The 12856-nt window shown below is 66.9% G+C and carries 16 protein-coding genes and 1 tRNA gene; 10 read left to right on the forward strand and 7 right to left on the reverse strand.

From position 1 onward, the window contains the following. Positions 1–33: 33 nt before the first annotated feature. Positions 34–1050 (reverse strand): NADP-dependent oxidoreductase, encoded by a 1017-nt coding sequence (locus HFP48_RS04560; RefSeq protein WP_006942896.1) that lies wholly within the window; start codon positions 1048–1050, stop codon positions 34–36. A gap of 160 nt (positions 1051–1210) precedes the next feature. On the opposite strand from HFP48_RS04560, the gene HFP48_RS04565 reads away from it, so the two are divergent. The 3 genes from HFP48_RS04565 to HFP48_RS04575 all read left to right on the forward strand — a co-directional run bounded on the left by HFP48_RS04565 (position 1211) and on the right by HFP48_RS04575 (position 4715). Then, the gene (locus HFP48_RS04565; protein ID WP_168579089.1) at positions 1211–2935 is read left to right on the forward strand and encodes an AMP-binding protein; all 1725 of its coding nucleotides are present in this window, start codon (positions 1211–1213) and stop codon (positions 2933–2935) included. Between the two features lie 152 nt (positions 2936–3087). Beyond that, the gene (locus tag HFP48_RS04570; RefSeq protein ID WP_029541191.1) at positions 3088–4479 is read left to right on the forward strand and encodes a SidA/IucD/PvdA family monooxygenase; all 1392 of its coding nucleotides are present in this window, start codon (positions 3088–3090) and stop codon (positions 4477–4479) included. Then, a complete protein-coding gene (locus HFP48_RS04575) occupies positions 4476–4715 on the forward strand; it encodes an MbtH family protein (protein ID WP_003936798.1) in 240 nt (79 codons plus the stop codon). The genes HFP48_RS04570 and HFP48_RS04575 overlap by 4 nt, the downstream gene beginning before the upstream one ends. Before the next feature lie 29 nt (positions 4716–4744). Here the strand turns inward: HFP48_RS04575 and HFP48_RS04580 are convergent, their stop codons facing one another. Further along, a complete protein-coding gene (locus HFP48_RS04580; protein WP_006942907.1) occupies positions 4745–6217 on the reverse strand; it encodes a threonine/serine exporter family protein in 1473 nt (490 codons plus the stop codon). Positions 6218–6344: 127 nt separating this feature from the next. Between HFP48_RS04580 and HFP48_RS04585 the strand changes: the two genes are divergently transcribed. Further along, a tRNA-Thr gene (locus HFP48_RS04585) sits at positions 6345–6419 on the forward strand. A gap of 51 nt (positions 6420–6470) precedes the next feature. Here the strand turns inward: HFP48_RS04585 and HFP48_RS04590 are convergent. From HFP48_RS04590 to HFP48_RS04610, 5 genes are all read right to left on the reverse strand, one after another. Beyond that, positions 6471–7670 carry a site-specific integrase gene (locus tag HFP48_RS04590; RefSeq protein ID WP_168579090.1) on the reverse strand — a complete coding sequence of 400 codons (1200 nt, stop codon included), beginning with the start codon at positions 7668–7670 and terminating at the stop codon, positions 6471–6473. A gap of 9 nt (positions 7671–7679) precedes the next feature. Then, a complete protein-coding gene (locus HFP48_RS04595; protein WP_239010612.1) occupies positions 7680–8012 on the reverse strand; it encodes a hypothetical protein in 333 nt (110 codons plus the stop codon). A 175-nt stretch (positions 8013–8187) separates the two neighbouring features. Beyond that, complete coding sequence (locus HFP48_RS04600) at positions 8188–8973, reverse strand: hypothetical protein (RefSeq protein WP_168579092.1); 786 nt, start codon at positions 8971–8973, stop codon at positions 8188–8190. Positions 8974–8988: 15 nt separating this feature from the next. Continuing rightward, positions 8989–9747, reverse strand: a complete 759-nt coding sequence (locus HFP48_RS04605; protein WP_168579093.1) for a hypothetical protein — start codon at positions 9745–9747, stop codon at positions 8989–8991. Then, entirely contained in the window at positions 9744–10496 is a 753-nt protein-coding gene (locus HFP48_RS04610) for a helix-turn-helix domain-containing protein (RefSeq protein ID WP_168579094.1), read from the reverse strand. The genes HFP48_RS04605 and HFP48_RS04610 overlap by 4 nt, the downstream gene beginning before the upstream one ends. Before the next feature lie 224 nt (positions 10497–10720). Between HFP48_RS04610 and HFP48_RS04615 the strand changes: the two genes are divergently transcribed. Genes HFP48_RS04615 through HFP48_RS04640 form a run of 6 tightly spaced genes read left to right on the forward strand, consistent with a single transcriptional unit; the run spans position 10721 to position 12720 of the window. Continuing rightward, positions 10721–10987 carry an XRE family transcriptional regulator gene (locus HFP48_RS04615; RefSeq protein WP_168579095.1) on the forward strand — a complete coding sequence of 89 codons (267 nt, stop codon included), beginning with the start codon at positions 10721–10723 and terminating at the stop codon, positions 10985–10987. A gap of 39 nt (positions 10988–11026) precedes the next feature. Beyond that, positions 11027–11899, forward strand: coding sequence for a phage antirepressor KilAC domain-containing protein (locus HFP48_RS04620; RefSeq protein ID WP_246872516.1), 873 nt, complete (start codon positions 11027–11029; stop codon positions 11897–11899). Then, on the forward strand, positions 11896–12090 hold the full coding sequence (locus HFP48_RS04625) for a helix-turn-helix domain-containing protein (protein WP_168579096.1): 195 nt from the start codon (positions 11896–11898) through the stop codon (positions 12088–12090). The genes HFP48_RS04620 and HFP48_RS04625 overlap by 4 nt, the downstream gene beginning before the upstream one ends. Beyond that, positions 12087–12269 carry a hypothetical protein gene (locus HFP48_RS04630; protein WP_168579097.1) on the forward strand — a complete coding sequence of 61 codons (183 nt, stop codon included), beginning with the start codon at positions 12087–12089 and terminating at the stop codon, positions 12267–12269. The genes HFP48_RS04625 and HFP48_RS04630 overlap by 4 nt, the downstream gene beginning before the upstream one ends. Next, a complete protein-coding gene (locus HFP48_RS04635) occupies positions 12266–12406 on the forward strand; it encodes a hypothetical protein (protein ID WP_168579098.1) in 141 nt (46 codons plus the stop codon). Before HFP48_RS04630 ends, HFP48_RS04635 begins: the two co-directional genes overlap by 4 nt. Continuing rightward, complete coding sequence (locus tag HFP48_RS04640) at positions 12403–12720, forward strand: hypothetical protein (RefSeq protein ID WP_168579099.1); 318 nt, start codon at positions 12403–12405, stop codon at positions 12718–12720. Before HFP48_RS04635 ends, HFP48_RS04640 begins: the two co-directional genes overlap by 4 nt. Positions 12721–12856 lie beyond the last annotated feature (136 nt).

Genomic DNA, 12856 nt, shown 5'->3' on the forward strand with positions numbered 1-12856 from the left:
CGGGCCCGACACTCGACCACCCCGCGCGAGCCCTCAGGCGTCGTCGGTCATCTTCAGCACGAGCTTGCCGGTGTTCGCACCGTCGAACAGCATGTTGAGCGTGCGCCCGAAGGCCTCGGCGCCGCCGCTCTCGACCTGCTCGCGGGTGACCAGTTCGCCGCGGCGGATCCACTCCGACACCGCGGCCATGCCCTCGGGGAAGCGGTCGAGGTAGTCGAAGACGATGAACCCGGCCATGGAGGCCCGGTTCACCAGCAGGGACAGGTAGCGTGACGGCCCCGGCTGCGGGTCGGTCGCGTTGTAGCCGGAGATGGCACCGCACAACACGACTCGCGCATTCTTGCGCAGCACGGCGAGCGCCGAGTCGAGCGTCTCACCGCCGACGTTGTCGAAGTAGATGTCGATCCCGTCCGGCGCGGCGGCGTGCAGCGCCCGGCCCACGGAACCGGCCTTGTAGTCGATGGCGGCGTCGAAGCCCAGTTCGTCGGTGAGCCACGCGCACTTGTCGGGCCCGCCGGCGATGCCGATGACGCGACACCCGCTCAGTTTGGCGATCTGCCCGGCGATGCTGCCGACGGCCCCGGCGGCGCCCGAGACGAGCACGGTGTCGCCCGGCTTCATCCGCCCGACGTCGACGAGGCCGAAATATGCTGTCATGCCAGGGAATCCGAGGGCGCCCAGCCACACCGGCGGGGCCGCAAGGGATTCGTCGACCGGGACGACGCCGCTACCGTCGGAGACGGCGTAGTCGCACACCCCGAAGTGTCCCGAGACGAGTTGCCCCTCCTTGTAGTCGTCGTGCCGGGATTCGTGTACCCGGCCGACGGCATGGGCGCGCATGATCTCGCCGATCGCGACCGGCGGGATGTACGAACGGACGTCGTTCAGCCACCCCCGCATGGCGGGGTCGAGGGAGACATACTCGACGCGGACGGTGAACTCGCCGTCGGCGGGCCGCGGAACGGGTGCGGTGGTGATGTCCCAGGTGGACTCGTCGGGGCGGCCGACCGGTCGTCGCGCCAATCGGACCTGCTTGTTCACGGACGCCATGCGTATTCCTTTCGGCAGCGGAACGTCTACTGCGGTGCGGTGATTCGGACTCCTCGCGAGAATTCCGGGCAGTTGAATCCGACACCGGATTCAACTATACATGGCGGGTGACCGGGATCACCCCGGCCGTCGCGGATGCCCCGAGAAACGGAAGGTCGACATGACACGCCAGCTCGACACGGTCCCCACCGATTCCGATGCGCTCGAGGCCGCGCTCGCCGAGATCCGGCGGGTGCAGGAGGCCCACTGGCCGCCGGAGGTGCCGCGCACGGTGGAGTACCCGATCGAGGGTCGCGGGCTCGTGGACTACCTGCGGCACTGGGCGAGCGTGCGTCCCCACGCCCCCGCGATCGAGTTCTACGGTCGCACCGTCGGCTATGCCGAGTACGACGACCTCTCCGACCGGTTCGCCGGCTGGCTGCTCGCCCGCGGCGCCCGGGCCGGCGACCGCGTCGGTGTCCACCTCGGCAACTGCCCGCAGTTCCACGTCGCGATGCTCGGGATCCTCAAGATCGGCGCCGTCCACGTGCCCGTGAACCCGATGCTGCGCGAGCACGAACTCGCCCACGAGCTCGCCGACGCCGGCGTCACGATCCTGCTCACGCAGCCCGAACTGCTCCCGCTCGTGGAAGCGGTCCGGCCGCGCACCCCTGTGCGGCACGTCGCCGTCACCGCCCTCGGCGACATGCTCGCCGGTGTGGCGCCGGGGGAGGTGCCACCGCCCTTCCCGGTCGCCGATCCCGCCGTCGGCGACTGGGCGGGCATCGTCGACAGCCCCCGCGCTCCTGCCGTCGCGACCGATCCGGACGCGCTCGCCGCGCTGAACTACACCGGTGGCACCACCGGCATGCCGAAGGGCTGTGAGCACACCCAGTGGCACATGGTCTACACCGCCGCCGCGGCCACCGTCGGCGGCGGCCGCCGGGTGGGGGAGACGACGGTGGTGCTCAACTACCTGCCCATGTTCTGGATCGCCGGCGAGGTTTTCGGCATCCTCAATCCCCTCGTCAACGGCGGCACCGTCGTGCTGATGACCCGGTGGGACGCGGACGCCGCGCTGGCCCTCGTCGAGCGGCACGGAGTCACCAGCACGGTCGGCACCGTCGACAACTACGTGGAGCTGATGGAGGCGCCCGGCTTCGACGGCAGCCGCGCCGCCAGCCTCGACAACGCCATGGCGGTGTCGTTCGTGCTGAAGCTGGATCCGGCGATCCGCCGGTGGTGGCGCGACGCGACCGGCCACACCCTGCGGGAGGCGAGCTACGGCATGACCGAGACGAACACCGCCGACACCTTCACCCTCGGCTTCCAGGACGGCGACGTCGACCTCGAGAGCGAGCCCGTGTTCTGCGGCCTGCCGGTGCCGGGCACCGACATCCTGATCGTCGACGAGACGGGCGTTCCGGTGCCGATCGGCGCGACCGGGCAGATCATCGTGCGCAGCCCCTCGGTGACGACCGGGTACTACCGCAACGCCGAGGCCACCGCGGACTCGTTCCAGGGCGCCTGGTTGTGCACCGGTGACGTCGGTCGGTTCGACGAGCGGGGCGCGCTGCACTACCTCGCCCGCAACAAGGAGATGATCAAGACCAACGGCATGAGCGTCTTCCCCGCCGAGGTCGAGGCGCTGCTGCGCATGCATCCGGACGTCGCGACGGTCGCGGTGGTCCCCAAGTCCGATCCGGACAGGGGACAGGTCGCGTTCGCGTTCGTCCAGCCGGTCCCCGGCACGGCCGTCACGGCCGAGGGGCTCGTGGCGTGGGCGCGGGAGAACATGGCCGGCTACAAGGTGCCGATCGTCGAATTCGTGGCTGCGCTGCCCATGACCGCCACCGGCAAGATCCGCAAGGGCGACCTGTTCGCGCGGGCGGAGGAGCGCAACTAGGGCGGGTCGGAGCCGGGCCGGGAGGGTGCAGCGCAGCCTCCCCAGCCGACCTCAATGATTGGTAGGCTAACCAAACCAAGGATAGCCTGAGCTATCTTCTTGTGCGATCGATCCATCCGCGGCTGCGGCCCCAGAGCACGGAAGAGCGACCAATGACCGACCGATCCTGCAACGACAGCGGTGACTCGCCGTCGCCGGACGGCGAACCACCGGAACTCCTCGACCTCGTCGGGATCGGATTCGGGCCCGCCAATCTCGCTTTGGCGATCGCCGTCGAAGAACACAATGCCGACGCCCCGCACGATCCCGTACGGGCACGGTTCTTCGAGCGGCAACCCGCCTTCGCGTGGCATCCCGGCATGCTCCTCGAGGGCGCCACCATGCAGATCGCCTTCCCGAAGGACCTGGTCACCTTCCGCAACCCCACGAGTCCCTACACCTTCTTCGCCTACCTGCACGACCGGGGCCGGCTCGTAGACTTCGTCAACCACCAGACGTTCTTCCCGACGCGGCACGAATTCCAGGACTACCTGCAGTGGGCGGCCGGCCGCGTCGACGCCGACGTGCGCTACGGCACCGAGGTCACCGCGGTCGAGGCCGTGCACGACGAGGCAGGCATCGCCGACCGCCTCGCCGTCCACACCGCCGACGGCACCGTCGTGCACGCCCGGAACGTCGTCGTCGGCGTGGGGTTGCGGCCCCGCATCCCCGCGTGGGCCACCGAGACCGCGCGCTGCTTCCACAACCACCGGTTCCTGTTCCATCTGGCCGAGATGCCCGCGCCCGTGCACCAGCGGTTCGTCGTCGTCGGCGCCGGCCAGAGCGCCGCCGAGGTGGTGCAGTACCTGCACAGCCACTATCCGCAGGCCGAAGTGCACAACGTCTTCGCCCGCTTCGGCTACAGCCCCGCCGACGACAGTCCGTACGCCAACCGCATCTTCGACCCGGCCACCGTCGACGAACTGCACGCCGCACCCGAGACCGAGCGGGCACGACTGCTCGCCCTGCACCGCGGCACCAACTACTCCGTCGTCGACCCCGACCTGATCACCGCGCTGTACGCGGCCGAGTACCGCGAACGCGTCAGCGGACGGCGGCGGCTGTTCATGCGGCGCGCCTCCGAGATCGCCGCGGTCACCGAGTCGACCACCGGAATCGAGGTGGACGTGCGCAGCACGATCGACGGACTCACCGACACCCTGATGTGCGACGCCGTCGTCCTCGCCACCGGGTTCGAGCCCGCCCCGCTGCCGCCCCTGCTCGGCGCCCTCGCTTCCGCGTCGTCGCCGCTGCGCACGGTCGACCGGGACTACCGGCTGCCCACCGCCGGCGACGTCCGTGCCGGGATCTATCTGCAGGGCGGCACCGAGAAGACCCACGGGTTGACGGCGTCGCTGCTGTCGAACGTGGCGATCCGGTCCGGGGAGATCCTCGGATCCGTCCTCGAGCGGCGCGGAGGAAAACTACCAGCGGGTCATGACCGGACCCCCGGGCTTGCTAGGGTACGAAAGCAGCACACCTATGCGACAAGTGAGGCGAGATGAGCACGAATCCTTTTGACGACGAAGACGGCCGCTTCTACGTCCTCATGAACGACGAGGAGCAGTACTCGCTGTGGCCGACTTTCTCCGAGGTGCCGCAGGGGTGGCGCGTGGTGTTCGGGGAGGAGTCGCGTGCAGCATGCGTCGAGTACGTGGAGAAGAACTGGACCGACATGCGGCCGAAGAGCCTGCGTGACGCCATGGAGGCAGACGAGAAGGCCCGCAACGCGGGCGCCTGACCTGCCGCGGTAACCGCGTCGACCGAGAGTCACGCCGTGGGTGCACCACCCGCGGAGTGACTCTCGTGGCGTTTCGAGCCCCGGTACGGACGCACCCGCCGGACGCGGCGCAACTGCGGCCGGCGAAGCGACCCCGCCCGCAGCACGCTCCGCGGATGCCGGACCGTGCGGGCCAGCCACTCGCCGAGCGTCACCCCTGCCGCCAGCGCGCACCCGATGCCGAACGCCGAGAACAGCGCGGTCAGCCCGAGCAGCAGTTCGCTGCCGATCACCGCGTACAGGCCCCGATACAACGACAGGCCCGGCAGCAACGGGGTGATACCGGCGACCGCCACCACCAGCGGCGGGGTCAGCGCCCGTCGCGCCATCAAGCCACCGGCGAAGCCGACCACCGTCGCGGCGGTCGCCGACGAGATGATCGGACCCACCGCGAACTCCATCGACATCAAGAACACGAGGCTGCCCACCGCACCGCCGAGCGCGGCGGCCGTCAGCGCCCGTCGCTCGGCGTAGCACGCCAGCGCGTAGAACAACGCCGACGCCGCACCGGCGAGCACCTTCACCGGCAGCGCGGTCGCCGTCGGCAGCGCATCGTTGCTGATCACCGGCAGCTCCGCGCCGAGCGCCTCCATCACCTTCAGCGCCGTCGCCACGCCGGCGATGATTCCGCCGGTCATCATCACCAGCTCGAAGAACCGCGCCGACGCGGTGATCGGTGCCCCGGTGATCGCGTCCTGCACCGAACCGACCAGCGACAGTCCCGACAGCAGCACCGTCACGCCGGCCGCGATGATAAGGCCCGGCGGCACGTCGACACCCAACGGTTCGCGCAGGTTGAACAACAGGATCGCGGGCGTCGCGGCGATGATGCCGCCGACCACGTGCTGGAAGAAGAACGGCAGGCCCATGCCGTTGAGGACGCGGTTCGTCCGGTCGATGACCGCCGTGGATGCGAACGCCATCACCGCCACGAGCGCGCCACCGCCGAGCAGGACCGAGATCGACGCGGCCATCGCCGCCCACGCGAACGTCGCCACCCAGCGGTGATACGGGTGCGGCGCCGTCGTGATCGCCAGCAGATCCTCGCGGGCCTGCGCCGGCGAGATCGCCTCCCGTCGGATGCGCCGGGTCAGCCGGTCCACCGCGGCGAGCCGCGTGAAATCCATCGACCGGTACTGCACGACGCGCATCGTGCTCGCCGGCGGCATCGTCGGCCCCCGGTACGCCGAGAGCACGATTGAGTTGTAGGTGACGTCCACGTCGCACTGGGCCAGGCCGTACGTCGCGGCGACGAAACGGACCTGCTCGGAGGTGTCGATCGCACCGGTGCCCGCGGCCAGCAGCACCTCGCCGACGCGGACGGCGACGTCGAGCGCCTCGGCGACCGTCGCGTCGTCGGTCAGGTCGATCGGCTGCAGCGGCGCCGGCGCCTCGGTGATGGTGTCGAGGGTGGCGCGACGGTCGAGGACGAGCTTCCCGAAGGCGGTTGCCAGCGTCCCCACCGTTACGTGCTCCCGTCCGTCCGGTGTTCGGCGATGCGCGCGGTAACAGCAGCCATGGATCCACCGTAACGAACCCGGCCGGTCGCATGTGGAGCGGGCGCTACCGATATGATGGGGCCGCTCGACTGCCTCCTTAGCTCAGTGGTAGAGCACTCGCCTTGTAAGCGAGCGGTCGTCAGTTCAATCCTGACAGGGGGCTCCACCAGAGGGGCGCTGACCAGCGGAAACGATGGTCAGCGCCCCTTCTGCCGTCTTACGAACCGGTCGAGTTGTCACGGTTTGTCACAGTGCGTTGAAGAATGCGCGCAGCGTCTGCCAACGCGTCGTTCTGCGAGTGCATGTAGGTGCGCATCGTGAAGGCCGCATCCGCGTGCCCGAGCCACGCCGAGATCACCACGATCGGCACCCCTTGCAGGTGCATCAGCGTGCCGCAGGTGTGGCGCGCATCGTGCAGCCGGATCTGCGACACGCCCGACCGTGTGCACATTTCTCGCCAGAAATCGGAGATCGTGTCCGGGTGGTAGGGGCGGCCGGCCTCGTCGCACACCACGTACGTGCCGGGCCCGTACGCCTCGCCCAGGCGGAGCCGTTCCCTCGCCTGCCGGGTGCGGGCCGCCTTCAACGCCGCGGTCAGTGCTGGGGTGAGTGGCAGCGTGCGTGCGGAGCGGGTGGACTTGGGTTCGCCCTCCGACACCTTCCCGTTCACCGACACCCGGTTGTTGGCGATCGTGATGGTGCCGGCCTCGAGGTCGAGGTGCTCCCACTTGAGGCCAGCGATCTCGCCGCGGCGCAGCCCGGACAGGGCGAGGTGCCAGGCGTGCTCGTTGCGGTCGGTCGCCGCGACCTCGAGCAGTGTGCGGACCTCGTCCTCGGTGAAGGTGCGCATCTCCTTCTTCTGCCGCGGCACCCGGTCGACCAGGGCGGCGACGTCGCGAACCAGTTGGCCCTGCTTCACGAGTCCGGACAGCACCGAGGACAGCACGTTGAGCATCGGGTTGACGGTGTTCGCGGTCCACGCCTTGCGGGGGGTGCCGTCCGACTTGATGACGGTGCCGGCGAGCAGCGCGGAGACCAGGTCGTCGATGTCACGCTTGGTCAGCTTCTGCACCGCCAGGCCGCCGTACATGTCGCGCACGGGTTGGAGGGCGTGGGTGTAGGCACCGAGGGTGGTGGGGCGGACGCGGCGGCCGGCGAGCCAGTCCGCGCACGCCTGCTCCACGGTGAGCGTCGAGCGGTGCACGTGCGTGCCGCGGGCGACGTCGTTCTGCAGCTCCGACAGTTTGTCCTTCGCGTCGTCGAGGCTGTCGAACCGTTTGCGGTACTGCTTGCGCCCACCGGTGACCGGGTCAGTGCCGATGTCGACGGTGAGCTGGTAGCGGACAACGGGTCGGCCGCGGACCTTGCGGGCGAGTTCGACCTTCTTGATCTGCGGGGGGAGTTGTTGGCGGGCCACGGGTGGCTCCTAGTTGTTCCAGGGCTGGCGGCGGGCCAGCTCGAGGTTGATATAGCCACGTTCTCGTGGTGTCAGGTGTTCGAGTCGTGTGCTGAGGGTGTCAAGATCGACGAACAGTTCGTCGGCCAGTTCGATTGGGTGTTTCGTCCACAGCAGAGCGTCGAATAGATGGGGGAGCGCGATGAGTCTCCGGGCGGCGAGGACGTCGACGATGTGTTCTTCGAGCGCGGCGAAATGCGGGTGGTCGGGGACTGGCCCACGCTCAAGGTGCTCGATCTCATGTTGGAGGGTGCATCGCCGGCCGGCCTGGTTCAGTCGGCAATCGAGGTAGATGCCGTGCACGGTGAGCAAGCCCGCCCGTGTGCCAGGGAGGGGGTACCGGCAGTTCACCTTCATATGGGGGTGGTTGCGGCTGAGATACCGCCACGGATTCCAGCGCCGACCACCGCGAAGAATGTCCGATTCCCGCATTCCCAGATTAGAACACATGTTCGATTAGATGGCGATGGACCCGTCGTCATGCCGTCCGGTGCATAATCGCCAGCAGGTTTTCTGCCGCTGTTGCTTCGTTGTCGACATCAACGATCTCGGCCACCTTGAAGATCGGTGTCAGCATCGAGTCGCCACCCATCTCTTCGACGGCCTCGCCCGAGTAAAACGCGATGAAACTCTCTGCTGCTCCTGCGGCGCTAGCAGCTGTCACTCGCGCATTGAACTCCCTGGCCACCATCTTGGAGGTATCGATGGATGTCTGGTGAAGCTGAAGGCGCTCCATGAGATGTCGCCTGCCATTGGTGTAGGCATAGTCGAACTCGACGTCGTCCGCAGCATCATCCCAGAGTGCGGGTACAACGATGTCGGCTTGCGGCTCGACTTCAGCAAGCCGGAGCGTCTGCTCGACCCGCTGCTGCAGGACGCGGGCCCTTGGCTCCACATGCCCTTCCTCGCGGTGCACAAGCTCCGCAAACAACCTTGTGGCGACATCTCGAGCGGTGCCAGCTGCACGCGTGTGGCCACCGGTGACAAGTCGAAACTCTGACGGACGGCGCCGCTGGGCCTGCAGTACCCGTTCCCACCTACCGGACAGGATCATGTCTGTGAAGTACTCGACCCATGCCTCGTACCCGTCCTTGGTGAGCCCATACTTCTTCAGGGCGCGCCCGTTGATGCGGCCGGATGACTGATCCACCGCAAACAACTTGATCGCCCACTGGTCGTCGACCGAGACCGCGACACCGATGTTTCGCGGTTCCTTTCGTCTCATGTCCGCCGTGTACTGGATCAGGTGCCACGCGGCATCCACTGCACACACCTCCTGTCACGGTTGGAACAGCGAAGGCTCGTCATCGGTACCGACATATGAGCGCAGCGGCGCGACGAACCTATCCACCAAAGTATCTATTCGCTCCTTGCGATCGCGCAGCAGCTTGCGGAGCGTGGCGCCATTCGCCTTCGGCAGCAGTCCGCGCGCGTTTGCCTCATTGAGCGCAAGGTCAATCGCGCCCATCGGGGCGTTCTTCACGCGCCAGGCCCAGAATCTCAACGCCTCAAGTGGAGGCTCTGTGCTCTGAAAGCCATGCCAGCCCAGGGTCATGTCGGTTGTCTTGGCGAAGGTATTGAATCTCCTCCCGTCCGATCCGGCTAAGGCATCATCGTGATCAATGAGCCAAATGCCGAGACTTGGGTGGAACAGAAAGTTCTCCTCATGTCGATCCTCGTTCAGCACCCAGCAGTCGAACACAAGGGCGCCTGCAATGGTCGGCGCGTGCGCCGCGACAACCTCTTGTCCGCGGGTCGGCGGGACGGTGACACCAGCATGACTGACCTGAGGCGTCACCCAACACTTGCGTCCATTGGGATGCAGTGCAATCTCGCCAGGTAGGACGGGAAGGCCGATCGCTGCAGCAAGCCGGCAGCAGATGAGTTCGTTCGCGAGCAGAAATGGCAGGTCGTGGTCCTGAGCCTTGACGTGCATCTTGGCCACACCCCACCAAGAGTCATGCGCGCCTGCGTAATCATCAGTGATAGACGTGTACGACTCGATCTCGATACCCGGCTCGCGGTACCGCCGGCTCACTTCTGACCGTCCTCGGGATATACGGAGCTGGCGTCGTCGATGTCGCGGGCCGCGAGGATCTCGCGGGAATTTAGCGTATCCGGGTCGGGCATGTCCTGGTTGCTGTCCACGTATGTGGTGGACGGCTGCGTGCCCCTTACCTCATTATGGCCCACGGGCGACGGCTCGTAACCCTTCCGGGCCGCCGCATAGTCAGGGTCGGGATCGGCAACAGGAGCGAGTCCGGCCGGGTTCATGGAGGGCGATCGCCGCGAGCGACCGCCGCCAGTCGGGCCGCCGTGCTTCGTGCTGCCCTCTTTCGTCCGCGGTTCCGGGACTTCTTCGGTGCCTGAGTCATGCCGGTTCTCCTTCGGTGTCATTGCCCGGATCACGGCGAGCACGGCGTCTCGCTGTTCCTCGGTCAGGTCGTCCGCGTTGCTGGGGAGCATCGCGGCCAGTTCGGATTGCCGGCGTTCGACGGGGAGTCCGATGGATGCGGCCGCGGCCAGGACGACGGATGCGACGTCGACTTCGAGTGCATCTGCCATTGCCTGGATTGTGGCCGGCTCCGGGAACTCCTTGATCCGAACGCCAGTACCCAGCTGCTGCCAGCGCTGCGCACTGAATACATGGTCGGCGCGGTCCGCGAGGGTGCGGTACGACCAGCCGCGTTCGGCGCGTCGAGCCTGTATGAGGTCAGCGATTGTGGGCACGCTCTGAGATTGGCTGGCCGGTTCACTGCCTCGCAACAGACGCTCCTTGATAGACACCTACCGGTATTTGACACCCGCCGCGCGGATAGCCGCCTACCGATTGACGGTTGCAATCGTGCCGCATAGTCCCTGCCTGCGGAAAGTTCGCTGATTCACATCTCTTGCACCCGCCTACCGGTAGGCGCTACAGTTCTGCTCAGTACTTGACAGATAGGCGCCTACTAGGCAGGATGGAGACCACGATGGCAACCCGCTATCGCAGACGACCAAAGGGGACCTGGATGAGACTCCGCAGCGCGGCGCTCCTCCGGGCGCTGGTGGGACCCGAGAAGGACAAGGTGATGTCCGGGAGAAAGCTCGCCCGGTACGCCGACGTCCATCCGAGTTTCATCGACCACCTCCTCCATGAACGACGTCGCGGATGCGAACCGCTCACTGCGGACCGCATCGCGGAGGCCCTCGGTGTGCCGACCGAGGTTCTTTTCGAGGAGAAGGTGTCAACTACTGAGCGCCCATCCGTAAAACGGAAGACGGCAGTAGCTGCATAAGAAAGGCCGCCGCCTGAGGCAACAGGCGACGGCCACGACATGAAAGGCACATCAATGTCAGAACTCAGTGTAATGGGAGGTGGATCGGCGGGGCAGTCCCCGTTCGACGCCATCCGCCAAGTTCGACCAGACGGTTCGGAGTTCTGGTCGGCTCGCGGCATCGTGCCGAACCTCGGGTACGGCGCTGACTGGCGCAACTTCGTCGCAGCGATCGATCGGGCGAAGGCGACCGCCAAGAACCAAGGGCTGGACGTCGACACACTTTTCGTTGGCGCCACCGAAAAGTCCGGCGGCCGTCCTCGCGAGGACTTTCAGCTCGCCCGCTTCGCCTGCTACCTGGTTGCGATGAACGGCGATCCGCGCAAGCCCGATGTCGCTGCCGCGCAGGCGTACTTCGCGATCCGCACCCGTGAAGCCGAGACCATGGCGCCGGCGCTCACTGGCCCCGAGCTACTCGCGCACGCAGTTCTCGAAGCGCGGCAGATGCTCGCATCGAAGGACAAGGAAATCGCTGCCCTCGACGCTCACATCGCAGAGTTGGCACCGAAGGCTGCCTACGTCGACGAGTTCGTCGCCGACGAAGACATGCTCCGGTTCGCCACCGTCGCGTCCACGCTGGGCATGCAGGAGTCGAAGCTGCGCGAGCTGCTCATCGCAAAAATGTGGATCTACTCCGAGACCTCGACCCGCTGGTCGCACTCGAAGGGCCGCAAGGTCACAGTCAATCGGTACTCGGAGTACGCCGACAAGAAGCGCTACTTCCAGCGCGTCGAGAACCATGAGGCCCCGCGATTCCGTGGCGAGGTCATGCACACCTTGAAGATCACCCCGGCTGGCGCCGAGGCGATCGCCCGACTGGTGCGGCGCGGCGGCGACAACGTGGTCGACCTCTTCGACGGCGGTGCAGCATGAGTGCCCAGATCGGACCGAAGCTGCTCCTCAACGCCGCCGAAGCGGCCGAGCTGCTCGGGGTCTCCGAAACCACCATCCGCGAAATGTGGAAACACGACGAACTCCCGTGCATCCGTATCGGCCGCGGCCGCAAGGTCACCCGCCAGTGGCTCGAGGACTACATCGCTGCACACATGGAGGTGGCATCGTGACCGCGCGTCTGGTGGCTGACCGTGTCGAGACGGTGGTCGAGGTCCTGGACTACCACGAGCACGGCAGCGAACGGTTCGCGCACGTGGTGATCGACGAGGCCTCGTACAGCGACGAACTCGGAGACGCCGAGTTTTGCGTCTCACTCGACGAACTGTCCGTGATCGGGAGTGCGTCGTGACGTTCGCACTGTGCCCGATCGTGACCATGGAGAAGATCGCCGACCACCCCGCCGCCGGCCACATGTGGTTGATGGAACTCGCCAACGGGCGCACGCAGGTGGGGTTCGGTTGCGAGATCCAGGTGTGTGCCGCATGAGCATCCGAGACGAACTCTCCAGAGTCATCGCCAGTGCACCTGCTATCGACGTCTGGTCAGCGCCCGAGCCTGACAACGTCGCCGATGCGATCCTCGTTCGCTTCGGCGTCGTCGAACTGCCGGAACCTGTGATCCCGCAAAGTGCGACCCGACCGGCATGGCTGGCGTCGCACCCTGACGGCGACCGCAAGTACCTGGTAGCCGCCGATACGGACGTGGTTCTGGCACTAGGGGTGCGAATGACGCCCGCCGAATCCAGGGAACTCGCAGCCGCTCTGCTTGCTTCTGCCAAGTACGCGGAGACCCAGTCGTGACGGGTCCGTTCCGCGGGATCGTGTTCACCCTGCCGCCCGCGCTGCTGCTGTGGGCCCCGATCATCGCAGCCCTCGCGTTGTTCCTCGCCCTCATCCCATGACTCCGGTTGCGCCGCTGTGGGGATGGCGGCGCAAC

The organism is Rhodococcus sp. DMU1 (genome assembly GCF_012272955.1).
Taxonomy (GTDB): Bacteria; Actinomycetota; Actinomycetes; order Mycobacteriales; family Mycobacteriaceae; genus Rhodococcus; species Rhodococcus aetherivorans.